This is a genomic window from Halorubrum distributum JCM 10118, assembly GCF_000337335.1.
In the GTDB taxonomy this organism is placed as follows: domain Archaea; phylum Halobacteriota; class Halobacteria; order Halobacteriales; family Haloferacaceae; genus Halorubrum; species Halorubrum distributum.
Genome location: NZ_AOJN01000018.1, coordinates 160,067 through 186,708 on the forward strand (window position 1 = coordinate 160,067; position 26,642 = coordinate 186,708).

Genomic DNA, 26,642 nt, shown 5'->3' on the forward strand with positions numbered 1-26,642 from the left:
GACGGGTGGGTTAAACGTGTGTCGACGGGGGAGCTGGTCGCCCCCGGGACCGTCGGCCTCGCGGTCGCCTCGCGGGGTTTAAGTCCGGTCTCGGCGACGCGGAGATATGGAGCTGACCCGGGACTGGGTGACCGTCCGAGCGTCGATCGCCTTGACGTTCGCGGTCGCGATACTGTCGATCCTCGCCGGCCTCGCGCAGATCGGCGGGCTCGGCGTCTCCGGGCCGCTCGCCCCGCTGGTCCCCGACTTCGTCAGACAGACCGTCGGGTTCACGGGGACGATCACGGGGTTCTCGATGCTCGGGAGCGGCTTCGCGCTGAAGAACGGCTACCGGATCGGCTGGTACTCCACGGCGGTGTTGCTCCCGTTGACGGCGATCCAGGGGCTGATGCAGGCCTCGATCCTCTCGTTCCCGTTGGTGGCGCTCTCCGTCCTCTCGGTGCCGACGCTCGTGATCAACCGGGGGCGGTTCGACAGGTCGTACTCCCCCTCGCCGACGCAGCTCGCGGCCGGCGCCGCGCTGGTGACGGCCGTCTCCTACGGGACGGTCGGCACGTACGCGCTCCGCGATCAGTTCAACGGGGCCGTGACCATCGTCGACGCGTTCTACTTCACCGTCGTCACCGCCTCCACGGTCGGCTACGGCGACATCAGCCCGGCGACCGACATCGCCCGGCTGTTCGCGGTCTCCTCGCTCGTGATGAACGTCGCCGCCTTCGCGGTGGCGCTCGGGGTCCTCCTCACGCCCGCCATCGAGGCGCAGCTCTCCAAGGCGCTCGGAAAAATGACCGACAGACAGATCGACCTCCTCGACGACCACGTCCTCGTGCTCGGCTACGGGGACCTGACGGAACCGATTCTCGAAGAGCTCGACGCCCGCGACGGCGTCGAGTACGCCGTCGTGACGCCCGACGAGACCGCCGCGCGGCGGCTCGCCGAGCGCGACATTCCGGTGTTCACCGCGGACCCCAGCGACGTCGACCCGCTCGAACGGGTGAACCTCGCCGGCGCCCGCGCGGTCGTCGCCGCCACCGAGGACGACGCGCGCGACGCGCTCGCCATCCTCACCGCCCGACAGCTCAACCCCGACGTGCGGATCGTCGCGGCGGTCACGCAGCGCGAGAACGTCGACAAGCTCCGCCGCGCGGGGGCCGATCAGGTGATCTCGCCGACGACGCTCGGCGGGCACATCATCGTCGACTGCGCGTTCGGCGCCGACAGCACGGACGCGACCGAGGGAGTCCTCGACGACATCGACCTCGACGACTGAGCGTCGCGGCGGGATCGCTCCCGACCGCTCAGCGGCTCCGCCGCCCCTTCGTCTGTCGGTAGTCGCGGCTCAACACGTTCTCGTGCATGTGGTCGCGGAAGGCGTCGGCCTCGTCGTCGCTCATCGCCGCCGGCTCCTTCATCGGCACCAGCTCGAACCCGCGCCCGCGGATCGTCGTCGCGTGTTCGGCGTCGACGTCGAAGGAGTCCGGCCGGCGCGTCGTGTACTCGACGGCCAGCTCGCGGAGGGGTCGCTCGCCGACCGGCACGATGATCTGGGGGTTTATCATCCGGATCTCCGCGTTGAGGAACGGCTCGCAGGTGCCGACTTCCCGGTCCGTCGGCTTGCGGTCGGGATGCCGACACCGCGTCAGGTTCGTGAAGAATATGTTCTGGACGTCGGGCTCCGCGGCGTCCGGCGCCGAGCGGACGAAGCCGAGGTCGCCGAAGATCGACTGGACGCGCTCGCCGCCCCCCTCGCCGGTGAAGGGGACACCGTTGCGCTCGGCGGCTTCGGTCGGCGCCGTCCCGACCACGAGGAACTCGGCGCCGACGTCGCCGTAGCCGTGGACGACGCGGTCGCGGGCGCCGCACAGCTCCTCGCAGTTCTCGCAGTCGGTGTCCATCGCGAACGGGTTCTCGAACTCCGTCTGGTTCGCGTCCACGGTCGACGTGGGCGCTCCGCCACCCTAAACGCTCCGCCGTGGCGGGCGAGGAGACGAGAGAAACGCGGCGTCGCGAGGCGACGACCCGCGAGCGCCGAGACGGCGGCCGCGTCAGTTGGGTACGTAGCAGTCGCCGTCGCAGTCGACGAGCCCCTCGCTGCGGAGGGTCTTCAGGATGCTGTATAACGAGAGCTTCTTCATGCCGAGCGACTCGCCCATCTCGGAAACGGTGGCGTCGCCGTTCGTGGTGAGGTACAGGTACACGAGCTTGGCGCGGGGCGACTGGAGCTCCCGGGGGAGCGACGGGGCCGTCGCGGACGCGGTCTCCGTTTCGAGCATCTTGTCCGACACGTCGGGTTCGACGATAATAAATCCCCTATTCAACAGTCGTCGAAAACACCTCAAATAACGAGAGAGCGCCTAAGAACGCGAATATCCTCATATCCGATCGAATAACGTCGATCGACGAACCGGGAATCGACGCGTATCGACGCTCGATTTCGACCGTCGACGGATAGGAAACCGTGAACGATCCGGATCGATCCGGCGAAAGCGAGCCGGCCGGCTCAGTACGAGCGGCTCTTCGGTTCGTACGTCTTGTTCTCGCCCTCGAGGACGACGGGCTTGTACCACAGCTCCGGCTCGCCGTCGTTCCACGAGATGAGCGTGTGCTTCAGCCACTCCTCGTCTTTGCGCTCCTGGTGTTCCTTGCGCCAGTGGGCGCCCCGGAACTCCTCGCGGGCGAGCGCGCCCATCGTCAGCGCCTCCGCGAGGTCGAGGATGTTCCGCGTCTCGATCGTGTGGATGAGGTCGGTGTTGAACGTCCGCGACGGGTCCGACACCGCGACGTCCTTGTACGCCTCGCGGGCCTCGCGGAGGTCTTCGAGCGTCTCCTCCAGCCGGCCCTCCTCGCGGAACACGTTGACGTTGGCCGTCATCGTCTCCTGGACCGCGGAGCGGATCTCCGCGTGGTTGCGGCCCTTGCGGGAGAGCAGTTCGTCGACGCGCTCCTGTGCGCGGTCGACGGCGCCCCCGACGACGCTCTCGGCGTCGGTCGCCACGGCGCCGCCGTCGGCCGCGGCGGGGTCCGAGCCGTCCGTCTCGCCGACCTCAACGCCGAACTCGTAGTCGGCCGGTTCCCAGTCGCTGGACCGGCCGGTCGTGACCTCGGCCTCGCCCATCTCCTCGCCGGCGGCGTGGCGCCCGGCGCGCTTGCCGAAGACGATGAGCTCCGGGAGCGCGTTGCCGCCGAGGCGGTTCGCGCCGTGGACGGAGGCGCAGGCGCACTCGCCGGCGGCGTACAGCCCGTCGATGACGGTCTCGCCGAACTCGTTCGTCTCGATGCCGCCCATCGCGTAGTGCTGGCCGGGCTTGACCGGCATCGGCTCCGTGAGCCCGTCGGCGCCCTCGAAGTCCTCCGCGAGGTGGAGAATGTTCTCCAGCCGGTCGAGGATGCGCTCCTCGCCGAGGTGGCGCATGTCGAGGTGGACGTACTCGTCCTCGATGCCGCGGCCCTCGTTGACCTCGGTCAGCTCGGCGCGGGAGACGACATCGCGGGAGGCGAGCTCGCCGTCGTTGTTCGCGTAGCCGTGCTCGAACATGAACCGCTCGCCGTCCTCGTTGTAGAGGATTCCGCCCTCGCCGCGGACGCCCTCGGAGATGAGGACGCCCGTCGACGGCAGCGTCGTCGGGTGGAACTGGATGAACTCCATGTCCTCCATCGGGACGCCGGCGCGGTACGCCATCGCGACCCCGTCGCCGGTGTTCGCGACCGCGTTCGTGGTGTGGTCGAACACCTGCCCCATCCCGCCCGTCGCGAGGATGACGCCGTTCTCGGCGCGGAAGCCGCTGATCTCGCCGCTCTGGATGTCGTACGCGACGACGCCGTGACAGGTCCGCTCGGCGGGGTCGTCCTCGTCGGTGACCGCGAGGTCCATCACGTGCCACTCGTCGTACACCGTGATGCCTCGTTTGACCACCTGCTCGTACATCGTGTGGAGCATCTGGTGGCCGGTCTCGGCGCCCGCGTACGTCGTGCGCGGGAAGGATAGGCCGCCGAACGGTCGCTGGGAGACGCGGCCGTCGTCCTCGCGGGAGAACGGCATCCCCCAGTGTTCGAGGCGGATGACCTCCTCGGGGCTCTCCTGACAGAGGGCCTCGACCGCCGGCGCGTCGCCGAGGTAGTCGGACCCCTTCATCGTGTCGTACGCGTGGTCCTGCCAGGAGTCGGCGTCGCGCAGCGCCGCGTTGATCCCGCCCTCTGCCGCGCCCGTGTGCGACCGGACGGGATGGAGCTTCGACACCATCGCCACGTCCGCGCCCGCCTCTTGTGCCGCGATCGCCGCCCGGAGTCCCGCCCCGCCGGCCCCGACGACGACGACGTCGTGTTCGTACATTGTTGGTATGAAAGTTGGTTAGGTCTGAATGCCCTTGAGCGTGTCTCCCGTCGCTACCAGAACTTCAGGTTGTTTTTGACCGCCTCGCGCTTCAGCTCCTGGATGTGCTCGGTGAGGGGGATGTCCTTCGGGCACACCTCCGTACAGGAGAACTGCGTCTGACACCGCCAGACGCCGTGTTCCTGCTCGATGATCTCCAGCCGCTTCTGTTTGATATCCTCGCCCTCGCGCTCGTCCATCGCGAACCGGTACGCCTTGTTGATCGCGGCGGGACCGAGGTACTCGTTGTCGCCCGCGGCGATGTTGCACGAGGACATGCACGCGCCACACCAGATACAGCGCGTGGACATCTTGATCTTCTCGCGGTTCTCCCGGTCCTGGCGCTGCTCTTCGAGCTCGCCGTCCGGGTACTCGTTCGTCTGGAAGTACGGCTCGACGGCCTCCATCTGGTCGTAGAAGTGCTCCATGTCGACGACGAGGTCCTTCGTCACCTCGGCGTGCGGGAGCGGCTCGACGCGGACCGGCTCGTCGAGGTCCGAGATCTGCGTCTTACACGCCAGCTTCTGGCCGCCGTTGACGAACATGGCGTCCGAGCCGCACACCGCCTGCCGGCAGGAGTGCCGGAACGTGAGCGAGGAGTCGTACGTGTCGCGCGCGTACATCAGCGCGTCGAGGACGGTCATCCCCTTCGTGAACGGGACGTGGAACGTGTCGAACCGCGGCTCCTGTTTCCCCTCGACCTGCGGGTCGTAGCGGAACACCTTCAGCTCCACCGTGCTCTCGTCTGCGGCCGCCTTCTCGGCCTCCTCCTCCTGCCGCTGTTCGCGGCGCTCGGCCGCGCGACGCCGCTTCTCCGCGCGGCGCTCCTCGCCCTTCGAGGCGGGCTGCGTCTCGGCTTCGGTCTCGCTCGATTCCTCGGTCTGCTTCGGAATTTGCGTGCTCATGGTCGGTTCAGTAGAGTCCGATACCCGCCCACGCGTTCGCGGTGCGGATTCCCTGGGCGATCAACACGACGCTCGCGGCGACGAGCGTCCACTTGATCACGGTGCGTTTCGTGCCGGTGAGCCCCTGGTTCACCAGCGCGTTGTAGACGCCGTTGACCCCGTGGAACGTCGCGGTCACGAGGAAGAGGATCATCAGCGAGTAGTAGCTCAGCTGCTCCATCCGAGCCGAACTGGCGAGGAACGACACCTCGTCCGCGTGGTGGACGAAGTGGAGCAGGAAGAAGTGGAACGCCAGCACGACCAGCAGGAAGACCGCCGTGACCCGCTGGAGGAACCACATGCGGCCGCCCGACTGGAACGAGGAGTAGCGCTCGGCCATCTCAGAACGCCCCCGCGATGAACGTCGGCACCGACGCGACGGTGATCGCTCCCGTGAGGATCAGCGACGCGTAGAAGCTCTTGTCCTGTGCCTCCAGCCCGATTCCGAGGTCCGTGAGAAGGAGGCGGGTCCCGTTGAGCATGTGGAACACCGCCACCGCCAGCAGGCCGACCTCCAGGAGGCGCACGAGAAGCAGCCCCTCCAGCGAGACGATGGTCTGGGTGTACACGTCGTTTCCCGCTGCGATCGCCGCCTCGCCGGCGCCGGCGGCCGGAATCCCCGTACTCAACACGGCGATGTGCGTGAACAGGTACCCGATGAGCACCCATCCCGTGAACTTGTGGAAGATCCACGCCCACATCCCCGCCTCGAACTCCCGCCAGCGGCCGAAGTCCTCGATGAGGCCTCGATTGTACGACTGACTCATACCTAACGGTTCTGAACCGGGGTCGTATAGTAGTTTCTAACACGGCGGCGCTCGCCCCCGCGTCCCCGGGCTCGGCGGCGGCTCGCGGCCGGGGCGGGTCGCCCCCTAGCCGCTCCGTGCCACGGCTCCGAGCCGCTCCGTGAGGCGGCGTTCCACGCCGCGGCACGTCACGGAAGCCTTATATGTTCCAGTCCCACTTCTACGGTCGCAATGGCGAAAGGCGAAGTTGACTTCTTCAACGACACTGGCGGCTACGGTTTCATTTCGACTGACGACGCGGACGAGGACGTGTTCTTCCACATGGAGGACGTCGGCGGCCCGGACCTCGAAGAGGGTCAGGAAGTCGAGTTCGACATCGAGGAGGCGGACAAGGGTCCGCGCGCGTCGAACGTCACCCGTCTGTAAGTCGGCGACACCCGAGGCGAATCGGCTTTTCGACTGTTCTCGTCCGCTGAGCGGCGGCGCCGACGCGCGTGCTGCCGCGGACGACGGGCGCTTTCGGCGCGGAACGCTTTCGGCGCGGAACGCCCCCGACCGATAGGAATTTACCGCTCGTTGACTGACCGGTCAGTCAATGAGCGACTCGCCGAGCGCGGCCGCGGAGATCATGGACGGGGTGTACAGCGCCCTCCGCGCTCACGGCTACGCCGACCTGACGATGCAGGACATCGCCGACGAGTGTTCGAAGAGCAAGTCGCTGCTCCACTACCACTACGACACGAAGGAGGACCTGCTCGTCGCCTTCCTCGACTACGTCGTCACCGACTCGGAGGAGCGGATCGCGGCCCGCGCCGACGACCCGCCCGTCGACCGACTGGTCCAGTTCGTCGGGTGGTTCGTCTTCGCGCCCGACGAGGCCGACCGCGAGGCGTTCCACATCGCCCTGCTGGAGCTCCGCACCCAGGGCCCGTTCAACGAGCGGATCCGCGAGCAGCTGGCGCGCAGCGACCGGCTGCTCCGGGGGACGGTCGCCGACATCCTCGCCGACGGCATCGAGGCGGGCGTCTTCCGCGACGTCGACGTCGAGGAGACGGCGGCCCTGCTCGTGGCGACCCTCGACGGCGCGCGGACCCGGCAGATCACGCTCGCCGGGGCCGAGCGCGACGCCGAGGGCGACGGCTACACCCGCGAGGTCGCGGAGGCGGCGCTCCGGCGGATCGTCGGGCCGCTGCTCGCCGACGGGGTCGAACTGCCGCCGCTCGACGACGCCATCGAGGCGCTCCGGCGCGACCCGGACGCATCTGAGAACGAGCGTCAGGAAGCCGACGCGGCCGCGGACGAGCCCGAATGACACGCTTCGGGTTCGAGCGACCGCCGCCGGTGCTACTCGCGGTGATCGCGAGCACGTTCTTCGTCGGCTTCGGCGGCGGCGTCGTCTTCCCGATCCTCCCGAACCTCGGCGCGGTGTTGGGGATCTCGGCGTTCATGGTGGGCGCGATCCTCTCCGCGAACCGGTGGGTCCGGCTCGTCGCGAACGCGCCCGCCGGCGCCCTCGTCGACCGGTACGGGACGCGCACGCCGTTCGTCGTCGGGCTGTTCGTGGAGGGAGTCGCCACGCTCGGCTACGTCGTCGCGCTCGCGATGCCGCCCGCCGAGACGCTCCGCCCGCTCGCGGCCTCGCTGCCGACGCTCGCGGCCGGCCCCCTCGCGGTCGGCCCCGAGGAGTGGTTCGCTCCGATCGGCGTCGCGGTCGCCCCGGAGACGTGGTTCCTGCTCGCGCGGATCCTGTGGGGGCTCGGCTCCGCGGCCGTGTTCGCGACCGCCTACACCATCGCCGCCGACCTCTCCGACAGCGGCTCGCGGGGGACGAACATGGGGATCGTCCGCGGCGGGATCACGATGGGGTTCCCGGCGGGCCTCGTGCTCGGGGGGATCGTCTCCGCGCTCGCGGGCAAAGTCGCCGCGTTCACCGTCGCCGCCGCGTTCGCGCTCACGGCCAGCGTGGTCGCGTACCGGTACGTTCCGGAGACCCACGTCACCGGCGACCGCTCGGGAGACTCGATCAAGCCATGGGAGGTCGACACCGCGATTCCGGCCGTGACGGTCGGGCTGGTCAACTTCGGGCTGATGTTCGCGTACATCGGCGCGCTGTTCTCGACGCTCGTCCTGTTCCTCGGCGCGAACGACATCTCGCTGTTCGGCCTCGCGCCGCAGGGCACCTCCGGGCTGTTCATGGCCGGCACGGTCGTCTCGGCAGCGTTCTTCATGCTCGTCGGCGGGCGGATATCCGACACTCGGAACTCCCGGACGCCCATTCTGCTGACGTTCCTCGCCGTCTCGTTCGTCGGGTTCCTGCTGCTCGCCAGGGCCGGGTCGGTCCTCTCCTTGGGCCTCGCCTGCGTCTTCATCGGCGCGGGGCAGGGCGGGACGAGCGGTCCGATGATGGCCCTGCTCGCGGACCTGACGCCCGACGAGCGGATGGGCCGCGCCTCGGGGACCAACAACGTCCTCGGCGACGTGGGCGGCGGACTCGGGCCGATGGTGTCGCTCCCGCTCATCGAGGCGGTCGGCTTTACCCCGATCTACGCCGCCTGCGCGGCCCTCCCGCTCCTCGCCGGGGGCGTCCTCCTCCTCGGGGTCCGCCGGGAGACGGGATCGTTCCTCCCCGGACGCGTCGCGGACGAGGCGGGTTCGAGCGACCCGTCGAGCGTCGTCGACTCGTAGTCGATTACGCCCTCGACCCAGCGTAGGCACGGTTTAAAAATGAACGAGGCGGTGGCGCGTGCCTGCGAGCGGCCCTCGGCCGCGAGCAGCACGCGCGAGGGAGTCAGTCGCCGGAGCGAAGCGACGGCGACTGACGAGGCTGGGGAGGTGTGAGGTGCGGTTGCTGTGCTGTGCGGGGTGGGAATCAAAGGGGCAGCCGCGAGGAGGCCGTAGGCGACGTAAGCACCGTAGCGAAGGAACGGAGTGACTGAGCGAGGAGCGCAGCGAGCGTACGGCCTCCTCGCGGCTGGGGCTTTGGAGGTGTTCTCCGCGGCAGCGACCACGTATCGCCGAGCGGGTGGGACTTTGGCGGTGTTTGCCGTTTGTCAGCAGTCAACGATTGATAAATAAACGGCGGGAGAGCTGGCGGAGCTCCACTCGACATCGAGTATTCATTTATAAGCACACACTGAACAGACGTGCTTCGTCAAACGAGTGGTTCACCGCCATGTAAGCCACTCGTAAGGTGTGCGAACCGCTGACTCCCCCTGCCCGAAAGAACAACCGTTAAAAGTCGGCGACGGGTTCGTACGGACATGGCTGGAACTATCGAAGCGCTCGTCCCCGGCGGGCAGGCCAATCCCGGTCCGCCGCTCGGTCCCGAGCTCGGACCGACGCCGGTGGACGTCCAGGACGTCGTCGCGGAGATCAACGACGAGACCGCTGCCTTCGACGGCATGGAGGTGCCCGTCACCGTCGAGTACGACGACGACGGCTCCTTCACCATCGAGGTCGGCGTGCCGCCCACCGCGGAGCTCATCAAGGACGAGGCCGGCTTCGAGACCGGCTCCGGCGAGCCCCAGGAGAACTTCGTCGCCGACATGTCGATCGAGCAGGTGAAGACGGTCGCCGAGCAGAAGTCGAGCGACCTGCTCGCGTACGACACGAAGGCCGCCGCCAAGGAGGTCGGCGGCACCTGCGCCTCCCTCGGCGTCACCATCGAGGGCGAGGACGCCCGGACGTTCGACGACCGCGTCGACGCCGGCGAGTACGACGACGTTCTCGACGAGTAGCTCCCTTTTCGCGGCTCTCCGACCTTCGGCGCCGCTTTCGATTCCGCCCGGTCAGACCGCGGACCGATCAGACCGTGGACCGATCAGACCGCGGACCGATCAGACCGCGGGCCGCTCCGCGAGCTCCGACTCGGGCGGTTCGGACGCGACCGGTCGCACGTCGGCCCACGTCCAGCCGACGATCGCGGCCGCGGCGACGAGCGCGTAGAACTGGACGAACACGCCGGCAATCGTTCCGAGCACGGGGACCACCGAGAGCACGCCGATCGCGAGCGCGCCGGCGAGGACGACGACGGCCGCGGCGATCCACCCCGTCGCGTACGCCCGCTTCGTGACGACGCCCCAGAGCGTCCCGACGGCGAACCCGTCGCCGACGCGCCCCGAGTCTGCCACCGCGGCCAGCGCCGCGGGCGTCACGTAGAGCCCGACCAGCGACAGGACCAGGGCGACGAGCCCCGCGACGAGGACGAAGATCCCGACTGCGAAGGTGCCGAGGAAGGTCCCCGCGCCGCCGTCGCCGGTTCCCGGCACCACGACGAACGCGCCGAGGCTCACCGCCGCGGCGACCGCGACGACCGCGAGCGGCAGCACCGAGTAGACGAACGCGACGGCGAACGCTTTCAGCCCGTCGACGGACAGGTCGCCCCACTCCCCGAAGACCGGCGGGGCGTCGTCGCCGTCGGCGGTGCGCCGCAGGACGCGCGTCAGGTAGCCGAGGACGAGGATCGAGGGGACGATCAGCGGACTCGCGAGGAGCAGGAGCCCGCCGATGACGGCGGTGGTGACGGCGTCGTCGCCGTCGCGGAGGTAGGTGAGCGATGCTTCTATCATGATGATTCTCACGCTCTCGACGCGCCGTGAGGTATTAAGGTAGTACGGCGGCGTTCAGCGGGCACCGGAGCCGACGGATTTTATCCGGCCCGACCCGACTCGCCGGTATGCCCGACCTCAACCCCGTCGCGAAGCGGATCCACAACGTCCAGCCTCGGCCGGTGCGGCTCGAACTCGACTCCGGCGAGAGCGGCGTCTTCGAGTTCTCGTCGACGGAGTTCTTCCAGCGAGAGTTCCGCGGCGAGGGCGTCCGGACCGACGCCGACGGCGACGCCGACTTCCGGCTGATCAGCTCCGACGACTACGACCGGATCCTGCTCGGCCGCTCGGGGCCCGACGAGGAGGGGTGGTCGATGGTCGGCGAGGTGGTCGCGGCCGAGCGCGCCGAGGAGTAGGGGCGCGCCGATCGCAGGTAGCGGCGCATCGATCGCAGGTAGCGGCGCATCGATCGCAGGTAGCGGCGCGTCGATCGCAGCGCTCGATTCAGTGGACGATTCAGCGGACGACCGTCACGGGCACCTCTGCGCGGCGCACCACGCCCTCCGCGACGCTGCCGAGGAGGACCCGCGAGAGCCCGGTCCGCCCCCGACTCGCCAGCACGACGTGGTCGAACGGCTCGGCCGAGTCCGGCTCCTCCCCGACCGGCTCCTCGCCGCCGGCCACCTCGAGGATCGTCTTCGTCGGCCGGCCGACCTCCAGGCGCGTCTCGATCTCTCGGTCGACCGCCTCGGCCGCCTCGCGTAGGGTCCGGTTGCCGCGCTGTTTGGCGCTCTCGTACCACTGGTCGGAGGCCCCCGGGAACCCGCCCTCCGCGCCTGTCGCCGAGTCCGCGGGGTTGATCACGTGGAGCGCCGTGAGTTCGGCGTCCGGCCACTCGCCGGCCGCGAACCGCAGCGCTTCGGCGGCCTCCTCCGACCCGTCGACCGCGACGAGGATGCGTTTGGGCATACGTGGCGGTTCGCCCGCTCCGGATAAAAAGAGCGGCGGCGACTCCGGCTCGGTGGCAATCCGCCGCCAGGGGGCAGCGGAACTCCTCGACTGCGTCGGCGCTCGGCCCAAAACACTTGCTGGGGCGCCGCTTCAACGATCCGCATGAGCAACACCCCGTACGCGCGGTCGCAGCTGGCGTCGGTCACCGCCCGCGGCGGCGCGTGGCTCGTCGACATGGTCGCGAGCCTCGCCGCCGCCGCCGTCGTCTCGTTGGCGGTCGGCGCCGTCTCGGGCGGCCTCGCCGACCTCGCTTTCCTCCTCGTCGCGGTGGGCTGGTACGTCGTCTCGGAAGCGGTCTGGGGGCACACGCCGGGGAAGTGGGTCGTCGGGATCGAGGTCGTCGACACGGACGGCGAGGAGATCTCCGCCAGCGCAGCGGTCGTTCGAAACGTCACGAAGATACTCGGCGGCGCCTCGCTCCTGCTGATCCTCGCTGGCGTCGTGTTCATCGCCGACGACCTCGACAACCAGCGGCTCGGCGATCGGTTCGCGGACACGCTGGTCGTGCGGGTTTAGGAAGGCTCCGCAGTCAGTCGTGCCGCGTCACGCACTCCGAGAGCCCGATCAGCTCGACGGGCTCGGAGTTGTCCGGCGAGTAGACGACCATCTGTCCCTTCTCCATGTACGGGACCTTCCCGGCGAGGTTCGTCGGGATGTTGACGCTGGAGATCGCGTCCTCGTCGCCGAGGTTCAACACGATCTTCGTGTTCACCTGTTTGAACACCGACTCGGCGACGTCCTGCGGGTCCTGCGTGATCAGGAAGAGGCCAAGTCGCTCCTTCCGGCCCTGCTTGGCGGCCTCCGTGAACTTCTGGACCACCTTCTGCGCTTGGACGTTGTCGGCGTCGGCGAGGAAGTTGTGCGCCTCGTCCATCCCGACCAGCAGCGGCGTCTCCTTGATCCGGTCGCTCGCCGGGTCGTTCGAGAGCTTGTCGTCGACGAGCAGCCCCGCGACCGCGAGGACGACGATCTCCTTCTGCCGGGAGGTCGGGAGGTGATACGTGGGGACGACGGAGAGCCCGCCGGGGCGCACGAGCGTGTGGTCCAGCTCCGTGATCGGCTTCGCGTCCTGGTCGAACACGCCGCTCGGGACGCCCCGGACCCGACGCTTGACGGCGTCGAACGTCGCCTCGTGGACCCGGCCGCTCTCGTGGAGCTCCTCTTTCAGCGCCGGGTCGTCGAGGTACGAGAGGAACTGGCTGTAGGTGCCCGAGTCCCCGTAGTTGTCGAAGAAGCGGTTGAGCAGCGTCAACAGCGCGGGGTACTGGTTGTCGTTGAGCCCGGAGCCCGCGACGAGCCACGGCATGTCGTCCGCCAGCGAGAAGGGGATCGTGAACTCGACGCGTTCGGCGCGGTGTCCCTCGCCGGGGTACGTCGCGTTCGCGACTCGCGGGACGAGGGCGACGGTGTCGTCGTGGCCGCCGTGGGCGATCCCCTCGCGCTCCAGCCGCCGCGCGAACGCGTCGTCGAGGTCGGGGTTGTCGTCGTGCATCTGCGCGTACTCGTCCTGCGGGTCGAACTGGACGACGGCCATTCGCGACTCGCGGCCGTCGCCCATGGGGTAGGTCCGGTCCGAGTCGAGGTACTGCCGGAGGACGTTCTTCGAGGCGTGGGTCTTCCCCGACCCGGTGCCGCCGGCGACGAGCGTGTGGCGGAACGCGAGCGGGTCGCCGTCGGCGTAGTCGTCCTTCACGCGGTAGTCGACCGTGGGGGGTTCCGCCGCGGTCCGGACCTTCTCGCCGCCGACCGAGAGGTGCCCGAGGAAGACGCCGTCGTCGGGGATCTTCAGCCCCGTCTTGATCTCGGCGTCGTCGGCCGCCTCCTCGACGACGGCGCCCGGCTTGGGCACGCGGTCCGTCATCCGCCGCTTCATCGAGTCGCCCTCGCCGTAGACGACGGACATCGGTTCGAGGTCGGCGACGAACTTGTAGTCGCGCTCGGCGAACTCGTCGCGTCGCATCTGCCGGCGGGCGTGGATCTCCGTCGCGTCGTCCGACTGGAACTCCTGTGCGTACTCCAGTCCGGTGATCCGACAGAAGAGGCGCTCGCCGTCGGGATACGGGATCAGGAGGTATTTCCCGAGCCGCACCGACTCGCGGTTCCCGGTCGTGACGAACGCCTTCAGCGACGTCTCGTCTTCCTCCTCCGCCACGCGGAGCCCCTGCGACACCGACACGACGCCCAGGCCCGAGTCGCTTCCGGCCGGCGTGGCGTCGTAGGCGGCGAACGCGTCGTCCCCGCGGTCGCCGCCCGCGTCGGGCTCGGGCGCGTCCGAGGGGGCCGCGCCCGCCGCGCTCCCGCCGTCGGCCGCGGACTCGCCGCCGTCTCCGGCCTCCCCGGCGCCGTCGGCCTCACCTCGAGCGCCGTCCTCGCCGTCACCGTCACCGTCACCGCTGAACTCGGTGAAATCCTCCAGCGTCATGGCGTATCCACCGGCCGCCGGGCCGAAAGCGTTTGCCCTCGCGTCGCCGGCAACCGTCTCGGCCCCGACCGGCCGCAGAGCGCCGGTCACGGCGCCCTTATCCGGCTCGGTCCCGTAGCCGTGGCATGATACTCGTTCGCGGCAGCGGCGGCGGGACGGACCTCACCGGCACGGTGTTCGAGCGCGGCGAGGAGCCGCCGGCGTACAAGGGCGCGCCGAACGAGGACGCGCCGTACGTGTGGGTGTGCGACTCCTTCTACGAGGTCGAGAGCGGCGGCTCCCCGCTCGTCGTCGACGGCGAGGAGATCCGCGTCGCCTTCGAGGAGCCGATGCCGCGCGGGTTCGACACCCGAGACCAGGCGGTCGAGGCGGCCCGCGACCACGTCCGGACGCAGTTCGCGCGGATCGGCGTCGACCCCGACGACGTCGCGGTCGAGGTGAGCGCGGCGGACCCCGCCTGAGCTTCGCTACCGAACTCCGGCCGCGTCCGCTACCGGCCCTCCTTTTACCCGTCCCGCTTCGGTACTGGTCGGTATGTCCGACCCGTCCGAAAATTTCGATCCCGAGTCGCGGGAGGAGCGCGAGGTCGCCGCCGAGGCCGCGACCGACCGCTCCGACTTCCTCTCGCTCATGGCCCACACCTACCGCGGCGAGCTCGGCCGGACGAGCTCGTGGCGGACCCGCATCGACCGGACGACCAACTGGGCGGTCGTGGTGACGGCGTCGCTGCTCACGTGGACCTTTTCGAACGAGTCGCGGCCGCACTACGTGCTGCTCATCGGGCTCGTCATGCTCAGCGTCTTCCTCGGCATCGAGACCCGCCGGTACCGAACCTTCGACGTCTGGCGGTCCCGCGTCCGACTGCTGGAGGAGAACGTGTTCGCGAACGCGCTCGACCCGGAGGGCGTCGAGCAGTCGAACTGGCGACAGCTGCTGAGCGAGGACCTCCGCGAGCCGACGATCAAGATGCCGAGCGTCGAGGCGGTGTCCCGGCGCCTCAGACGGGTGTACGCGCCGCTCTTCTCCGTCCTCATCGCGGCGTGGATCGTCAGGCTCACCGTGTTCACGCCGTCCGGGAGCGGCGTCGTCGCGACCGCCGCGGTCGGCGCGATTCCGGGCGCGCTCGTGCTGGCGATCGTCGCCTGCTTCTACCTCGTCGTGCTGGCGCTGACGCTGCGACGGGCCCCGAGGCTGGCCAAAGGCGAGATGCAGTCCGCCGAGAGCGTCGACGACTGGAAGTGAGCCGGGCCCGTCTCCGCTTCCCGAACCCCTTTTCGCCCGCGGTACAAGCGGATCGTATGACCGAGCTACCGGACCGCGTCGTCGGCGACGCGCGGACGAGCGACTTCGGGTGGAGCCTCCTCACGGACCTGACGGACATCGGAGATCGCATGGCGGGGTCGACCGGCGAGCGCCGTGGGGCCGAGCGCGTCGTCGAGGCGTTCGAGGCGGCCGGCCTGCGGAACGCCGGCCTCGACGAGTTCGAGATCCCCGGCTGGTGGCGGGGCGACTCGTCGCTGTCGGTGTCGGGCGCCGTCGAGCGGCGCCACGAGAACTCCCACGAGGTGATCGCGCTGCCCGGCACGCCGAGCGGCGAGGCGACGGCGCCGCTCGTCGACGTCGGGGACGGCACGGACGAGGAGTTCGCGGCCGCGGGCGAGGCGCTGGAGGGAGCGATCGCCATGGCTTCCTCGCGCACCCCCGACTCTCACGACCGGTGGATCCACCGGATGGAGAAGTACGTCGCGGCCGCGGAGCGCGGCGCGGTCGGGTTCGTCTTCCGCAACCACATCGAGGGGGCGCTCCCGCCGACCGGCGAGATCGGCTACCACAACCGACCGGGGCCGATCCCCGCCGTCGGCGTCTCGAAGGAGGTCGGCGAGCAGCTCGCGCGGCTCGCCGAGGCGGCCGAGGGCGACGGCGACGAGTCGGAACGCGGCGGCGCCGACCGCCCGATCGTCTCGCTCGACGTCGACTGCCGAAACGAGCCGACGACCTCGGTGAACGCCGTCGCGGAGGTCGGGCCGGACACCGAGGAGGCGGTGTACCTCACCGCCCACGTCGACGCCCACGACGTGAGCGACGGGGCCAACGACAACGGCGCGGGGTCGGCGCTCGTCGCGGAGGTCGGGCGACTGCTCGCGAGCGTCGAGGACGACCTCGACACGCGGGTACGCCTCGTCACCTTCGGCTCCGAGGAGATCGGGCTGTGGGGGGCGTATCACGCCGCGGAGACGACGCCCGAGGAGGAGATCGCCTGCGTGGTCAACCTCGACGGCGCCTGTAGCTCGCGGAACCTCCGCGTCGGGACGAACGGGTTCGAGGGGATGCGCTCGACGTTCGAGGCCGTCGCGGACGCGTTCGACGCGCCCCTGACGACCGGCGAGACGATCTCGCCGCACGGCGACCAGTGGGCGTTCGTCCAAGAGGGGATCCCGGCCGTGATGGCCTCGACGACCAGCGACCAGTCCGGGCGCGGTTGGGGGCACACCCACGCCGACACCCTCGACAAGCTCGACTCCCGGGACCTCCGCGAGGTGGCCACGCTCGTGACCGCGGCCGTCTACCGGTTCGCGACGGGGGAGGTCGAGGCCGAACACCGCTCGCGGGAGTCGATCCGCGACGCGATCGACGAGGGGTACGTCGAGGAGCTGAAGACGGGCGGGCGGTGGCCCTACGAGGAGTGAGGGCGGCGGCGGAGTTCGAACCGAAACGGGGGCGAGAACGGGTCCGAACGAGTCCGGCGCGGCGGCTCACGGACCGCTCGCCGGTCCCGCACCCGACTCACTCCTCGTCGGAGCCGTCGCAGACGCCGAGCGGGAGCGACTCGGGGGCGTCCCCCTCGCCGTCGAGGCCGGCGTACGCGTCGTCGATGAGCCGGGCCAGCTGCGTCTCGGGGCTCACGCCGCGGGCGGCGGCGAGGGCAGCGAGGCGCTCGTACTGCTCGTCCGGCACGGAGACGGTTCCGTCGTCCATACGCGCCGCTCCGTCCCGAAGCACCAAAAGCGTTGGTCCGAGTCGATTTTTCGCCTAATTCGACCGTTTCACGCCGAGTCCGTCCGGTCTCGCTCCCGGACGGCCCCGACCGGCTCCCCGTCCGCGAACCGGTCGAACAGCGCGTTCATCACCGTCGACTCCGCGCGCGAGAGATGTTCCCACACCGTCGTCGAGCCGAGGCCCAGCTCCGCGGCGACCTCCTCGACGCCGACGCCCCCGCCGTGGTCGTAGTAGCCCGCGGCGATCGCGGTCGCGAGGACCTCCCGCTGCCGGTCGGTGAGCCCGTTGAGGAGGCCGGACGCGGGGAGCTGCGGGGACCGCTCGATCGACGCCAGCTCCACGTTCCGTGCGAGCTCCACCTCGTTGCCGCCGCGCTCCAGTTCGCGCATCACCGCCGAGAGGTCGTCGTCGTCCTCCAGGTACGCCGTCCATCGCTCGACGCCGCCGGAGATGGTCGTCCCCGTCCGGTAGTGGATCCCCATCTGAGAGAACCGCTCGCCGATCCCGTCCCAGTCGGCCGCCGCGACGTCGATCGTCAGCGCGACGTAGGCGTGCGTCCCCTCGATCGGTGCGAGCGGCTCCGCGGAGACGATCAGGTCGAACTCGCGGAACTCCTCGACGAACGCCTCGATCTCCGCCGACGGCCCGGTGAGCTCGGCGATCCGCTTGTGCTCGGGGCCGCTGCCGGTCATCGAAGAGACCGACCGGTAGCGCACCTCCGGGTGGCGCGCGCTCACCTCGCACTCCGGCTCCCCCGCGTGGTGGATCCGGAACGTCACTTCCCGCATGGGAGTTCCGAGGGCGCCCGGGTTCAAACGGGTTCCGGAGCGTCGCGAGCCATTTATACCGGTGACCGCGCAATCGTCGGTGTGGTGGCCATGACGATCCGTTACCCCCTCTAAGCCCCTTGTGACGAAAGCCTTCAACCGAGCCACCACTTCTACGTGCCGAGTTACAACACCCGACACGCTCGCCACGGTCGCTTAGTAGTTCTCGATTTTCTCCACCGAGCCCCTCGTCAGTGGCCCACGACTGAAGCCGGGGGCTTCCTCCTCGTTACTCTGTGACGACGGGGTTCGACCGAGCCGCCGTTTCCGCGCTCGCCAGCGACGCGGCCGATCCGGGGCGGGGTGAAAGTGGTTCTTTTCGGGAAGAACCGCTCTCTGTCTGGCGCTTTCGAGGCGAAAGAAGCGGGTCGGCGGGACGCCGGGAGGGGCGGAGCCGGTCGCCGCTCAGTACGAGGCCGCGCGCTTGTCGAGGCCGGCGGCCTCGATGTCCTCGCCGTCGACGGAGGTGCGGAGGACGTCCATCCCGTCGTCGCGGTCGATATCGAAGTTCCGGGCGTACAGCTCTTCGAGGCGGTCGTACTCGCTGTCGGAGATCGGCGGCACGTCCGCCGCGGCGCTCCACTCGGCGATGTCGTCGCCGTCGCGGAACGTCGGCGTGACGGAGGCGACCTCGTCGTGCGCGAGCAGCCAGCGGATCGCGGCCTGCGCCATCGTGCGCGTCCCCTCGCTGTGCTCCGGATCTTCGAGGAAGCGGATCGCCTCGACCTTCTCCCAGCCCGTCTCGTACCACTCCTTCGGGCGGTGCGAGCGGTGGTCGCCGTCCTCGAGGACGGTGTCGGGCGTCACCTGCTCGTTGAGCAGGCCGGAGGAGTGCGGGACGCGGGCGATGACGGATGTGTCGGACCCGGACTCGCGAATACTGTCGACGAAGTGGCGACCGGGCTCCTGCTCGAAGAGGTTGAAGACGGTCTGGACAGCGTCGAACTCCTCGTACTCGACGGCGGCGTCGCCCTCGGCGAGCCAGCCGATCGAGGGGCCGAGCGCCCAGCCGAGCGCGCGGACGCGCCCCGACTCCTTCCACTCGCGGAGGAGGTCGCGCACCTCGGGCGTGACGTCGTCGACGTTCGCGTTGTGCAGTTGGAGCAGGTCGACGTGGTCGGTGTCGAGCCGGTCGAGCGAGCGCTCGAAGGCGGTTTCGAGGTACTCGCGGTCGAGCTCTTTCGGAAGCTCGCCGTGGCCGGCCTGCGGGTTGTTGTAGAAGTCGTAGCCGATCTTCGTCGCGAGCGTCACCTCGTCTCGGCGGCCGTCGATCGCCTTCCCGATTATCTCCTCGCTGTCGCCGTGGCCGTACACGTCGCCGGTATCGACGTAGGTGACGCCCGCGTCGAGCGCCTCCTCGACCATCCCGACCGCCTGGTCGTCCGAGCGGTCGCCCCACCAGTCGGTGCCGACGACCCACGCGCCGAAGCCGATTTCGGAGACCTCGACGCCCGAGTTCCCGAGTTCGCGGTGTTGCATGGCCACTGATTGGCAGTGGGGACACTTATCGGACGCGGTCGCTCCCGCGCCGGTGGAATCGGCGGGCCGCGGTCGCGAGGAATCGGCGGGCCGCGGTCGCGGTCTGAACCGGTATTTACTACTCGCCTCTCACCGATCCGACGCCCATGGACGACGCCCTCCGCCGTCGGCTCGACGCCGTCGTCGCCCTGCTCGCGGTCATCGCCGTGGTCTCGGTCACCGCCTTGTTGCTGTCGTTCAGGGTCGCCGGAATCGTCGTGGCCTTCGTCGTGCTGTTCGTCGGGCTGGTTGTCGCCCTGTTCGTCCGCGCCGAACTCCGCTGACCGGATCGGGCGTCGCGTTCGCACAACCGAATCCCTTTGAGTGACGGCGACGAAGGTGGCCCGATGACAAAGCGACACGTGTCCCTGCCCGACGGCGCCGAGGCCGGGGTCCGAGGGTTCATCGACGAGGTGGACGAGCGGCTCGCCTCGGACGAGGACACCTGCGAGGTCGTCCGCGACGTGCTGATCGACCTCCACGGCGACCGCGAGGCGTGGGAGGCGTGGCAGAGCGGCGAGTCGGTGTCGCGCGCCGAGCGCGTCCGCCTCCAGGGGTACGACCCGTGTAACGCGACGCTGGAGTCGGAGTACTACGCCGAGAAGGACGAGGACCGCTTCCAGCGCTCGAAACACCTCCAGTGGCTCTGGCGGCAGTTCGACGCCACCCCGATGGCCGACAACGTCGAGTTCGCGCTCCGCTTCCGGCAGATGCTCGGGAACCACCTGTTCGCCGAGTGCGGGGAGAACTGCCGCTTCTTTAAGGGAATCTCCGTCACCTACGGCCACAACATCGAGGTCGGCGACAACGTCGTGATCCACGACGACGTCCACCTCGACGACCGCGGGAAACTGACGATCGGCGACCGCGCCTCCATCTCCGACGGCGTTCACCTCTACAGTCACGACCACGATATCGTCGACCAGACCGAGGTCCGGAACTTCCACACGATCGTCGAAGCGGACGCCCGCGTCACCTACGACGCGATGGTCCGGGCGGGCTGTCGAGTGGGCGAGAACAGCGTCGTCGGCGCGCGGTCGGTCGTTCAGGGCGACGTGCCCGCCCATCACGTGGTCGTCGGATCGCCCGCCCGCAGTGTCCGCGTGAAGCCGGGGTGGGAGGAGGCCGCCGAGGAGATCGAGGACGGGCGGCTCCCCGACAACCAAGACGACCGGGAGATCGAGTACGACCTCCCGGACGACCTCGAACAGTTCGACGAGTTTCAGCGGGACCTCCGACCGCCGAACTGAGCGCGGAGCGGGCGAACAGAGCGCGACAGTTTCTACTCCTCCGGCTCCTCGACCAGCAGCGTGTTCCGCACCAGCGTGGAGATGCCGCGCCGGAGGCGTTCGGTGACGGCTTGGTCGGAGATGTCGAACGAGTCCGCGAGCTCTTGGGTCGATATCTGCCGCGGCAGCGAGTAGTACCCGGCCGAGACGGCGTCTGCGAGGGTCTCGCGCTGCGGCGGCGTCAGCCCGTACCACGGGCCGGCGTCGGGCTTCGTGGGGTTGTAGATGCGCTCCACGGTCACACCGATGTCCTCCTCGACGTAGTGGTCCTGGAACGCCGAGAGCGCCTCGTGGGTGGGGAAGCGAAGCTCCAGGCCCCACGAGTCGGTCGTTCCGGTCGCGCCGAGCAGGACGGCGTCTAAGTCGAGAATCCGGCGCAGCAGCGAGGCGTCCGACGGCTCCCAGTCCAACGCGTACAGCGTCTCGTCGTCGTGAGTGTCGACGAGCTGTATCTCGTTGACCGACGGGTGGTCGCTGACAGAGCGCTCGAACGTCTCCCGGGCGTCGTTCCGGATTCGGACGAACGGGGTGGGCTTGCCGCCCAGCGGGACCATCGTTTCGAGAGTGATCTGGGTCGGGCCTTCGACTCGGAGGATCCGTCCCAACTCGAAGGCCGTAGACGGAACAGTCAACTCGACGATAACGCTCATTAGATATCACCCCATTCTCCCGCAACTGCGTTAAAAACTCGGTAGGGAGGGTCTACCGGAGAAAAACCGACCTTGGTGTACCATGCGTTTCGCTGGTGTTATCCGTTCGGGAGACATATCAACGATCGTAGAAACACGCGGCTGCGGTTCTCGTTCGTGCGGCGGCGCGTTCGATGCCCCGACGGCGACGTATCGCAGTCGAGTGTGCGTTCCACCATGACAACTGATTCCACGCCCGACGACGAGGTATCGAGTACAGAGGAGTTCGAAGCCGCCCTCGGTCGGGTGATCCGTGACGCCTTCGAAAACGGCGTCAACCCCCGCGGAACGTGGGAGTACCGAAGCGATAGAGCAGGCGCGGACGTTGAAGTGATGGTCGTCGAGCTGGCGGACTGACGCGCGCGGAACCGCGGCGCTCAGTCTCTATTTAAATACCTTGGCAGGCCAGCCCGAAAGGATTCGTGATCGGAGGTTGACCTCCTCGCATGACGGACTCCCCCGATACTCCCGGTCCGCCGACCGGTCGGTCCGAATCGGGGGACGCAGTCGCCCGTCGGCTCCTGGAGGGCGTCTCCTCGCACGCCATCTTCATGCTCGACGCCGACGGGGCCGTCGCCACGTGGCCCGCGCCGTCGGCGACGCTCTACGGACACGACGCGGAGGCCGTCCTCGGTCGACACGTGCGGATGCTGTTCGCCGACGACGAGGGCGAGGCGGACTCCGACTCGCTCCCCGAGGACTTCTTCGCGGAGCCGAGGGAGGAATCGGTCGAGTTCGAACACTGGCACCGCTGCGCGGACGGCTCCGTCTTCTGGGGCACGCTGACCCTGTCGCCGCTGTGGAACGGTGATTTTCACGGGTACGCGGCGATCAGTCGGGACACAACGGCGACGAAGGAGTACGAGCGGATGTTAGAGCGGCAGAACGACCGCCTCAAGGAGTTCACCGACATCCTCGCGCACGACCTCCGGAACCCGCTGAACGTGATCGAGGGGAACCTGACGCTGTACGAGGCGACCGGCGACGAAGAGCACCTCGACGCGATCGACGAGACGACCGACCGGATGGCGCAGCTCGTCGACGACCTGCTCCGCGTCGCGCGACAGGGGAACGTCGTCAGCGACCCGGAGCCGACCGACATCGGCGAGGTCGTCGACTCGGCGTGGGCGGGACTGAACCTGGCCCCCGACGCGACGCTCGGCTACGAGACAGTCCGGTCGGTGAGCAGCGATCCCGACCGGCTCCGCGAGCTGTTCGAGAACCTCTTCCGCAACAGCGCGGACCACGGCGGCGATGACGTGGCGGTGCGCGTCGGGCCGCTCGACACCGGCTTCTACGTCGAGGACGACGGCCCGGGAATCGCCGCCGACCACAGGGAGGAGGTGTTCGATCACGGGTTCACCACGAGCGACGGCGGTCACGGGTACGGGCTCTCGGTCGTTCGAACCATCGTCAACGCCCACGGGTGGGACGTGGTCGCGGTCGACGCGGAGGGCGGGGGAGCGCGCTTCGAAGTGACCGGCATCGACTTCCTCGGCTGACGGCGGCGCCGGCGGCGCGTCCCGCGCTGCGGCCGAACGGAGAGCGGCGGGGAACGCGCGTCTAACGGCCGTCGAGCGCGTATCGCCCCGTCTCGGCGCCCCGCGGTCCGCGACCCTCGCCGGCTACTTCGCCTCGTGTTACCACAGGTCAGTATCGTTATTGGGCAGCAGCGCGTACGGGCGAGTGGTGTTACGCGCATGACAGGACAACGGATACTGCTGATCGTCGGCGACTTCGGCGAGGACTACGAGATAATGGTGCCGTACCAGGCGCTCCAGGCGGTCGGCCACGAGGTCCACGCCGTCTGTCCGGACAGGGAGGGCGGCGAGACGGTCAAGACCGCGATCCACGACTTCCGCGGCGACCAGACGTACCTCGAGACCCGAGGGCACGACTTCGAGCTCACCCACGGCTTCGACGAGATCGACCCGAGCGACTACGACGCCCTGGTCGTCCCCGGCGGACGCGCGCCGGAGTACCTCCGCGGCTACGACGAGGTGCTCGACGCGGTCCGGCACTTCTTCGAGGCCGACAAGCCCGTCGCGTCGATCTGTCACGGCCCGCAGATCCTCGCGGCGGCGGGCGTGCTCGACGGCTACGAGATGACGGCGTACCCGGCCGTCAAGCCGGAGGTCGAGGCCGCCGGCTGCTCGTGGGTCGACGGCGTGACGACCGACGGCAACCTCGTCACCGGGCAGGCGTGGCCCGACCACCCCGAGTGGATCGCGCAGTTCCTCGACCTCCTCGGGACCGAGATCGAACACGAAGGGGCCGCCGCGACGGCGGACTGAGTCCCCGCTTTTTTCGTCATGCCCGGTCCCCGCGCCGTCGCCGTCAACGTCGCCGCCAACACGAACGAACCGGGGTTCCGCGGCCCCGTCTACCCCGACGGCTCCTTCGCGTACGTCCCGATCCCGGAGTCGGCGGCGACGCTCCCGCGGGACCGGTTCCCCGTCGACGAGCCGCTCCCGACGTACGGCGACCTCGACCTCCCGTTCGCCGTCCCGGCGGACCTGCGCGAGACGGCGGTCCACGCCGACCCCGAGTTCCCGGGCGTCCACGGCCGCGAGTGCGCCACCTACGGCGACCCGCACGGCGTGAAGGCCGCCCGGATCGCCGACCTCGGCCCCGGAGACTGGCTCCTATTCTACGCGACCCTCACGCTGCGACCGCACGGGTGGGCGGGGCCGGGCGGCGGGCAGGTCGGCGACGCCGCCGAGCGCACAGGCGGCGGCAGCGCGGGCGACGCGGGCGCCGACGAGCGCGACGGCGCGTGGCTCCGCCAGCGCGGGGTCGCCGTCGACGACGACCTCGCGCCCGACTGGGGCGCGTACCTCTTCGCCGGGATGCGGGTCGAGCGAGTGCTCTCGGCGGCGGACGGCGACGGGGACGGCGGGGCCGTCGACCGCGCGGCCGCCGCCGCGGCCGCGCCGACGAACGCGCACCTGAAACGGGACCCGTTCGACGCCCGCGTCGTCGCGGTCGGCGATCCCGATGCGTCCGGGCTCTTCGACCGCGTCGCCCCGCTGAGCGCGCCCGACGCCGGGAGCGAAGCGAACCCGATCGTCACCGACCTGTCGAGCGACTCCGGGAAGGGCCCGTGGTGGCGCCGCCCCATGGCCTTCGACGCGGCGGCGACGAGCCGGTTGCTGGCGCGGATCGACGGGATCTGACGAAGCGTACCGCTCCCGGCGCCACCGCGATTTATGAGGCGCGGCCGCGTTGTACGGCGTATGAGCGACGAATCCACGGAGACGACGGACGAGGCGGTCGGCCGCGGCGCGCCGTCGCGGCTCGGCCGCGTCCTGCTCGGGGTCGGCCTCGCCGCGCAGGCCTCGGAGGACTTCCGCGACATGGAAGACACGATCGAGTACGCCGAGTCGGCCGGCGTCCCGATGCCGGACGTCGCCGCGCCGTTCGCTTCCGGTATGATGGTGGTCGCCGGCCTCGGGATCGCGCTCTGGCGACTCCCCAAGATCGCGACCGGGGCGGCGGTCGCGTTTCTGACCGTCGTGACCGGGACGATGCACGACTTCTGGAACGCCGACGAGGACGACAAGAGCGGCGAGCGGCTCGCCTTCTTCGGCAACCTCGCGATGCTGGGCGGGGCCTTGGTGTTCCTTCGCGAGGCGTACAAGAAGTGACCGACTAAGGCGAGCGCAGCGGCTCGCCCGCCGCGAAAAAACGGGAAAAGGTCGGCGAGTTCCCTACTCGTTCAGCACGCTCGACCACTGGCTGGTGTACGTCGCCTGGTTCGGCTCGAAGGAGACGCGCTGGTCGATCGTCCCGTCGCGCTCCTCGAAGGCGTTCACGTACGCCTCCTCCAGCGACTGCCCGTAGGCGTCGTTGAGGTACAGCGTGCCGGAGCTCTCGGCGCCGACGTTGTCGCCCACGGCGAGGTCCGCCATCGCGGGTCCCTGAAGCAGGTCGGAGGGGGCGGTCCGGAAGATGTAGCCGTTGTCCTCGAGGTCCGTGACGTTCGGGTCGGTCGAGGACGGCGAGATGCCGACGACGCCGTTGGGGATGAACACCTGTTCGGAAACCTGGAGGTTGACGTTCGACGACGCCGGGCCGACGACCGCGCCGTAGCCGGCGTTGACGATGGCGTTCGCCCCCGAGATGCCGGCCTGCGGGTCGGTCTGTGTGTCCTCGACTCTGGTCTCGACGTCGACGTTGATGCCGGCGTCGTTGACCTGCGTGGCCGCGAGCAGCGCGCCGTCGCGGATCGGCACGCCGAGCGGGCCGAGGTCGCCCGTCTCCGGCATCAGAACGCCGATCCGAGCGGTGAACGAGTCGACGCCGACCGGAGCCGCGGCGGTCGCGTTCAGGTCCTCCTCCGAGAGCTCGTTCCCGAACTCGACGGTGTCGAGGGTGACGAGCTCGCCGTCTTGGAAGTCGATGACGTCGTAGGCCGCGGTGGCCATGTCGCCGTTGACGTCGAAGTTGACGCTCGAGGACGCGCCCACGTAGTGGACCGGGTCGCCCCCGGCGACCGTCTCGACGGCCTCGGGGAGGTCCGCGGGACCGAACTCCTCGCCGCCGGGGTTGGCGACCGTCCGGACGCGGTCGCGAATCGCCTCGCCGTCGTTCTCGCCCGCCGCGGTCGCCGCGAGTATTTCGACCGCCATCGCGTCGTACGCCTGCGCGGTGAACACGCCCGGCTCCTCGCCGTACTCCTCCTGATACGACTCGGTGAAGAACTCCGCGCCGGGACCGCCCGCGGAGGGCGCGGTGCCGATGACGTTGTTCATGTCGTTGTCCACCTCTGCGGGGAGGTCGCCGTCGATCAGGCCGTCGGGGACGATGATGTCCAGGTCCGGCGCGCTGTCGGCGAACTCCGAGTAGAAGTCGCGGAACAGCTGGATACCGGACTGCGGGAAGCCGACGACCATCACGGCGTCGGGGACGTTGTTGGCGTCGCCGCCGTCGCTCCCGTCGCCGCCGTCGCCGCCGTCGGAGCCGTCGCCGCCGTCGGAGCCGTCGGAGCCGTCGCTCCCGTCGCCGCTCTCCGTCGAACAGCCGGCGAGCCCCGCGATGCCGACCGCGCCGGCGCCTCTGAGCACGTCTCGTCGCTGGATTCTTCGCGTCATCCTGTGAGAGTATACCATACGAGCCGTTATAAGTGTATCCACGACCACAAATACGACGCCGGTCGAATTCGAACCCATCAGGCGCGTTCTATTCCGCACAGGCACGCTCTACCGACCGTTCGTCGATCGGCGGTCGAGCGCGAAAGCGGCGTCGTTCCCGCTCGCTGATAGGATATTTGGCCGGCGCCAC

Annotated in this window: 31 protein-coding genes; 17 read left to right on the forward strand and 14 right to left on the reverse strand. The window is 69.4% G+C overall.

The features are described 5' to 3' along the window. Positions 1-106: 106 nt before the first annotated feature. The gene (locus C466_RS02860) at positions 107-1,270 is read left to right on the forward strand and encodes an NAD-binding protein (RefSeq protein ID WP_004596885.1); all 1,164 of its coding nucleotides are present in this window, start codon (positions 107-109) and stop codon (positions 1,268-1,270) included. Positions 1,271-1,298: 28 nt separating this feature from the next. Here the strand turns inward: C466_RS02860 and C466_RS02865 are convergent, their stop codons facing one another. The 6 genes from C466_RS02865 to sdhC form a co-directional block, all read right to left on the reverse strand. After that, complete coding sequence (locus tag C466_RS02865) at positions 1,299-1,934, reverse strand: uracil-DNA glycosylase (RefSeq protein WP_004596883.1); 636 nt, start codon at positions 1,932-1,934, stop codon at positions 1,299-1,301. A gap of 111 nt (positions 1,935-2,045) precedes the next feature. Continuing rightward, on the reverse strand, positions 2,046-2,273 hold the full coding sequence (locus tag C466_RS02870) for a hypothetical protein (RefSeq protein ID WP_007345225.1): 228 nt from the start codon (positions 2,271-2,273) through the stop codon (positions 2,046-2,048). Between the two features lie 227 nt (positions 2,274-2,500). Beyond that, positions 2,501-4,330 (reverse strand): FAD-binding protein, encoded by a 1,830-nt coding sequence (locus C466_RS02875; RefSeq protein WP_004596879.1) that lies wholly within the window; start codon positions 4,328-4,330, stop codon positions 2,501-2,503. Between the two features lie 53 nt (positions 4,331-4,383). Then, positions 4,384-5,274 carry a succinate dehydrogenase/fumarate reductase iron-sulfur subunit gene (locus tag C466_RS02880; protein ID WP_004599561.1) on the reverse strand — a complete coding sequence of 297 codons (891 nt, stop codon included), beginning with the start codon at positions 5,272-5,274 and terminating at the stop codon, positions 4,384-4,386. A 7-nt stretch (positions 5,275-5,281) separates the two neighbouring features. Then, positions 5,282-5,653: a succinate dehydrogenase hydrophobic membrane anchor subunit gene (locus tag C466_RS02885; RefSeq protein WP_004596874.1), complete on the reverse strand. Its 372-nt coding sequence runs from the start codon at positions 5,651-5,653 to the stop codon at positions 5,282-5,284. Between the two features lies 1 nt (position 5,654). Continuing rightward, positions 5,655-6,080 (reverse strand): succinate dehydrogenase, cytochrome b556 subunit, encoded by a 426-nt coding sequence (gene sdhC, locus C466_RS02890; RefSeq protein WP_004596872.1) that lies wholly within the window; start codon positions 6,078-6,080, stop codon positions 5,655-5,657. Positions 6,081-6,290: 210 nt separating this feature from the next. Here sdhC and C466_RS02895 point away from each other — a divergent pair, with 210 nt between their 5' ends. From C466_RS02895 to C466_RS02910, 4 genes are all read left to right on the forward strand, one after another. Further along, entirely contained in the window at positions 6,291-6,485 is a 195-nt protein-coding gene (locus C466_RS02895) for a cold-shock protein (RefSeq protein WP_004596869.1), read from the forward strand. 169 nt (positions 6,486-6,654) lie between these two features. Next, positions 6,655-7,371: a TetR/AcrR family transcriptional regulator gene (locus tag C466_RS02900; RefSeq protein WP_004596868.1), complete on the forward strand. Its 717-nt coding sequence runs from the start codon at positions 6,655-6,657 to the stop codon at positions 7,369-7,371. Next, on the forward strand, positions 7,368-8,744 hold the full coding sequence (locus C466_RS02905; protein ID WP_004596865.1) for an MFS transporter: 1,377 nt from the start codon (positions 7,368-7,370) through the stop codon (positions 8,742-8,744). The genes C466_RS02900 and C466_RS02905 overlap by 4 nt, the downstream gene beginning before the upstream one ends. Before the next feature lie 575 nt (positions 8,745-9,319). Further along, on the forward strand, positions 9,320-9,796 hold the full coding sequence (locus tag C466_RS02910; RefSeq protein WP_004596863.1) for a 50S ribosomal protein L11: 477 nt from the start codon (positions 9,320-9,322) through the stop codon (positions 9,794-9,796). A 99-nt stretch (positions 9,797-9,895) separates the two neighbouring features. Here the strand turns inward: C466_RS02910 and C466_RS02915 are convergent, their stop codons facing one another. After that, positions 9,896-10,627: a DUF4013 domain-containing protein gene (locus tag C466_RS02915; protein WP_004596861.1), complete on the reverse strand. Its 732-nt coding sequence runs from the start codon at positions 10,625-10,627 to the stop codon at positions 9,896-9,898. Positions 10,628-10,734: 107 nt separating this feature from the next. On the opposite strand from C466_RS02915, the gene C466_RS02920 reads away from it, so the two are divergent. After that, positions 10,735-11,022, forward strand: a complete 288-nt coding sequence (locus tag C466_RS02920; protein ID WP_004596859.1) for a hypothetical protein — start codon at positions 10,735-10,737, stop codon at positions 11,020-11,022. Between the two features lie 100 nt (positions 11,023-11,122). Here the strand turns inward: C466_RS02920 and C466_RS02925 are convergent, their stop codons facing one another. Beyond that, positions 11,123-11,575: a universal stress protein gene (locus C466_RS02925; protein ID WP_004596857.1), complete on the reverse strand. Its 453-nt coding sequence runs from the start codon at positions 11,573-11,575 to the stop codon at positions 11,123-11,125. Positions 11,576-11,719: 144 nt separating this feature from the next. Here C466_RS02925 and C466_RS02930 point away from each other — a divergent pair, with 144 nt between their 5' ends. Further along, positions 11,720-12,133: an RDD family protein gene (locus tag C466_RS02930; protein WP_004596854.1), complete on the forward strand. Its 414-nt coding sequence runs from the start codon at positions 11,720-11,722 to the stop codon at positions 12,131-12,133. 13 nt (positions 12,134-12,146) lie between these two features. On the opposite strand, the gene C466_RS02935 is transcribed toward C466_RS02930, so the two are convergent. Next, positions 12,147-14,039, reverse strand: a complete 1,893-nt coding sequence (locus C466_RS02935; protein ID WP_004596852.1) for an ATP-binding protein — start codon at positions 14,037-14,039, stop codon at positions 12,147-12,149. Positions 14,040-14,164: 125 nt separating this feature from the next. Between C466_RS02935 and C466_RS02940 the strand changes: the two genes are divergently transcribed. From C466_RS02940 to C466_RS02950, 3 genes are all read left to right on the forward strand, one after another. Next, complete coding sequence (locus C466_RS02940) at positions 14,165-14,500, forward strand: DUF7113 family protein (RefSeq protein ID WP_004596850.1); 336 nt, start codon at positions 14,165-14,167, stop codon at positions 14,498-14,500. Between the two features lie 73 nt (positions 14,501-14,573). After that, positions 14,574-15,281 (forward strand): DUF2270 domain-containing protein, encoded by a 708-nt coding sequence (locus C466_RS02945; RefSeq protein ID WP_004596848.1) that lies wholly within the window; start codon positions 14,574-14,576, stop codon positions 15,279-15,281. 56 nt (positions 15,282-15,337) lie between these two features. Then, a complete protein-coding gene (locus tag C466_RS02950; RefSeq protein ID WP_004596846.1) occupies positions 15,338-16,726 on the forward strand; it encodes a M28 family peptidase in 1,389 nt (462 codons plus the stop codon). A gap of 97 nt (positions 16,727-16,823) precedes the next feature. On the opposite strand, the gene C466_RS02955 is transcribed toward C466_RS02950, so the two are convergent. From C466_RS02955 to C466_RS02965, 3 genes are all read right to left on the reverse strand, one after another. Then, positions 16,824-17,015, reverse strand: a complete 192-nt coding sequence (locus C466_RS02955; protein WP_004596844.1) for a hypothetical protein — start codon at positions 17,013-17,015, stop codon at positions 16,824-16,826. A 68-nt stretch (positions 17,016-17,083) separates the two neighbouring features. Continuing rightward, the gene (locus C466_RS02960) at positions 17,084-17,824 is read right to left on the reverse strand and encodes a helix-turn-helix domain-containing protein (protein ID WP_004596842.1); all 741 of its coding nucleotides are present in this window, start codon (positions 17,822-17,824) and stop codon (positions 17,084-17,086) included. 444 nt (positions 17,825-18,268) lie between these two features. Next, positions 18,269-19,342 carry an aldo/keto reductase gene (locus C466_RS02965; RefSeq protein WP_004596840.1) on the reverse strand — a complete coding sequence of 358 codons (1,074 nt, stop codon included), beginning with the start codon at positions 19,340-19,342 and terminating at the stop codon, positions 18,269-18,271. A gap of 146 nt (positions 19,343-19,488) precedes the next feature. On the opposite strand from C466_RS02965, the gene C466_RS16735 reads away from it, so the two are divergent. Further along, the gene (locus tag C466_RS16735; RefSeq protein ID WP_159358901.1) at positions 19,489-19,665 is read left to right on the forward strand and encodes a hypothetical protein; all 177 of its coding nucleotides are present in this window, start codon (positions 19,489-19,491) and stop codon (positions 19,663-19,665) included. A 63-nt stretch (positions 19,666-19,728) separates the two neighbouring features. Next, positions 19,729-20,631, forward strand: coding sequence for an acyltransferase (locus C466_RS02970; protein WP_004596838.1), 903 nt, complete (start codon positions 19,729-19,731; stop codon positions 20,629-20,631). 32 nt (positions 20,632-20,663) lie between these two features. Here C466_RS02970 and C466_RS02975 read toward each other — a convergent pair whose 3' ends face one another. Then, the gene (locus C466_RS02975; protein WP_049902369.1) at positions 20,664-21,320 is read right to left on the reverse strand and encodes a helix-turn-helix domain-containing protein; all 657 of its coding nucleotides are present in this window, start codon (positions 21,318-21,320) and stop codon (positions 20,664-20,666) included. Positions 21,321-21,536: 216 nt separating this feature from the next. Here C466_RS02975 and C466_RS02980 point away from each other — a divergent pair, with 216 nt between their 5' ends. The 5 genes from C466_RS02980 to C466_RS03000 all read left to right on the forward strand — a co-directional run bounded on the left by C466_RS02980 (position 21,537) and on the right by C466_RS03000 (position 25,006). Next, complete coding sequence (locus C466_RS02980) at positions 21,537-21,716, forward strand: hypothetical protein (protein WP_004596834.1); 180 nt, start codon at positions 21,537-21,539, stop codon at positions 21,714-21,716. Positions 21,717-21,805: 89 nt separating this feature from the next. Continuing rightward, positions 21,806-22,861, forward strand: a complete 1,056-nt coding sequence (locus C466_RS02985) for a sensor histidine kinase (RefSeq protein WP_004596833.1) — start codon at positions 21,806-21,808, stop codon at positions 22,859-22,861. A gap of 198 nt (positions 22,862-23,059) precedes the next feature. Next, positions 23,060-23,653: a DJ-1/PfpI family protein gene (locus C466_RS02990; RefSeq protein WP_004596830.1), complete on the forward strand. Its 594-nt coding sequence runs from the start codon at positions 23,060-23,062 to the stop codon at positions 23,651-23,653. 18 nt (positions 23,654-23,671) lie between these two features. After that, on the forward strand, positions 23,672-24,535 hold the full coding sequence (locus C466_RS02995) for an Nmad3 family putative nucleotide modification protein (RefSeq protein ID WP_004596829.1): 864 nt from the start codon (positions 23,672-23,674) through the stop codon (positions 24,533-24,535). Positions 24,536-24,595: 60 nt separating this feature from the next. Further along, positions 24,596-25,006 carry a DoxX family protein gene (locus C466_RS03000; RefSeq protein WP_004596827.1) on the forward strand — a complete coding sequence of 137 codons (411 nt, stop codon included), beginning with the start codon at positions 24,596-24,598 and terminating at the stop codon, positions 25,004-25,006. 63 nt (positions 25,007-25,069) lie between these two features. On the opposite strand, the gene C466_RS03005 is transcribed toward C466_RS03000, so the two are convergent. After that, positions 25,070-26,452, reverse strand: coding sequence for an ABC transporter substrate-binding protein (locus C466_RS03005; RefSeq protein WP_193366040.1), 1,383 nt, complete (start codon positions 26,450-26,452; stop codon positions 25,070-25,072). Between the last annotated feature and the right edge of the window lie 190 nt (positions 26,453-26,642).

Bases quoted from the DNA above. Each gene is read 5' to 3' on its own strand.
- C466_RS02860 (WP_004596885.1), top strand. From the start codon at position 107: ATGGAGCTGACCCGGGACTGGGTGACCGTCCGAGCGTCGATCGCCTTG.
- C466_RS02870 (WP_007345225.1), bottom strand. From the start codon at position 2,273: ATGCTCGAAACGGAGACCGCGTCCGCGACGGCCCCGTCGCTCCCCCGG.
- C466_RS02875 (WP_004596879.1), bottom strand. From the start codon at position 4,330: ATGTACGAACACGACGTCGTCGTCGTCGGGGCCGGCGGGGCGGGACTC.
- C466_RS02880 (WP_004599561.1), bottom strand. From the start codon at position 5,274: ATGAGCACGCAAATTCCGAAGCAGACCGAGGAATCGAGCGAGACCGAA.
- C466_RS02885 (WP_004596874.1), bottom strand. From the start codon at position 5,653: ATGGCCGAGCGCTACTCCTCGTTCCAGTCGGGCGGCCGCATGTGGTTC.
- sdhC (WP_004596872.1), bottom strand. From the start codon at position 6,080: ATGAGTCAGTCGTACAATCGAGGCCTCATCGAGGACTTCGGCCGCTGG.
- C466_RS02895 (WP_004596869.1), top strand. From the start codon at position 6,291: ATGGCGAAAGGCGAAGTTGACTTCTTCAACGACACTGGCGGCTACGGT.
- C466_RS02900 (WP_004596868.1), top strand. From the start codon at position 6,655: ATGAGCGACTCGCCGAGCGCGGCCGCGGAGATCATGGACGGGGTGTAC.
- C466_RS02905 (WP_004596865.1), top strand. From the start codon at position 7,368: ATGACACGCTTCGGGTTCGAGCGACCGCCGCCGGTGCTACTCGCGGTG.
- C466_RS02910 (WP_004596863.1), top strand. From the start codon at position 9,320: ATGGCTGGAACTATCGAAGCGCTCGTCCCCGGCGGGCAGGCCAATCCC.
- C466_RS02915 (WP_004596861.1), bottom strand. From the start codon at position 10,627: ATGATAGAAGCATCGCTCACCTACCTCCGCGACGGCGACGACGCCGTC.
- C466_RS02920 (WP_004596859.1), top strand. From the start codon at position 10,735: ATGCCCGACCTCAACCCCGTCGCGAAGCGGATCCACAACGTCCAGCCT.
- C466_RS02925 (WP_004596857.1), bottom strand. From the start codon at position 11,575: ATGCCCAAACGCATCCTCGTCGCGGTCGACGGGTCGGAGGAGGCCGCC.
- C466_RS02930 (WP_004596854.1), top strand. From the start codon at position 11,720: ATGAGCAACACCCCGTACGCGCGGTCGCAGCTGGCGTCGGTCACCGCC.
- C466_RS02935 (WP_004596852.1), bottom strand. From the start codon at position 14,039: ATGACGCTGGAGGATTTCACCGAGTTCAGCGGTGACGGTGACGGTGAC.
- C466_RS02940 (WP_004596850.1), top strand. From the start codon at position 14,165: ATGATACTCGTTCGCGGCAGCGGCGGCGGGACGGACCTCACCGGCACG.
- C466_RS02945 (WP_004596848.1), top strand. From the start codon at position 14,574: ATGTCCGACCCGTCCGAAAATTTCGATCCCGAGTCGCGGGAGGAGCGC.
- C466_RS02950 (WP_004596846.1), top strand. From the start codon at position 15,338: ATGACCGAGCTACCGGACCGCGTCGTCGGCGACGCGCGGACGAGCGAC.
- C466_RS02955 (WP_004596844.1), bottom strand. From the start codon at position 17,015: ATGGACGACGGAACCGTCTCCGTGCCGGACGAGCAGTACGAGCGCCTC.
- C466_RS02960 (WP_004596842.1), bottom strand. From the start codon at position 17,824: ATGCGGGAAGTGACGTTCCGGATCCACCACGCGGGGGAGCCGGAGTGC.
- C466_RS02965 (WP_004596840.1), bottom strand. From the start codon at position 19,342: ATGCAACACCGCGAACTCGGGAACTCGGGCGTCGAGGTCTCCGAAATC.
- C466_RS16735 (WP_159358901.1), top strand. From the start codon at position 19,489: ATGGACGACGCCCTCCGCCGTCGGCTCGACGCCGTCGTCGCCCTGCTC.
- C466_RS02970 (WP_004596838.1), top strand. From the start codon at position 19,729: ATGACAAAGCGACACGTGTCCCTGCCCGACGGCGCCGAGGCCGGGGTC.
- C466_RS02975 (WP_049902369.1), bottom strand. From the start codon at position 21,320: ATGAGCGTTATCGTCGAGTTGACTGTTCCGTCTACGGCCTTCGAGTTG.
- C466_RS02980 (WP_004596834.1), top strand. From the start codon at position 21,537: ATGACAACTGATTCCACGCCCGACGACGAGGTATCGAGTACAGAGGAG.
- C466_RS02985 (WP_004596833.1), top strand. From the start codon at position 21,806: ATGACGGACTCCCCCGATACTCCCGGTCCGCCGACCGGTCGGTCCGAA.
- C466_RS02990 (WP_004596830.1), top strand. From the start codon at position 23,060: ATGACAGGACAACGGATACTGCTGATCGTCGGCGACTTCGGCGAGGAC.
- C466_RS02995 (WP_004596829.1), top strand. From the start codon at position 23,672: ATGCCCGGTCCCCGCGCCGTCGCCGTCAACGTCGCCGCCAACACGAAC.
- C466_RS03000 (WP_004596827.1), top strand. From the start codon at position 24,596: ATGAGCGACGAATCCACGGAGACGACGGACGAGGCGGTCGGCCGCGGC.
- C466_RS03005 (WP_193366040.1), bottom strand. From the start codon at position 26,452: ATGACGCGAAGAATCCAGCGACGAGACGTGCTCAGAGGCGCCGGCGCG.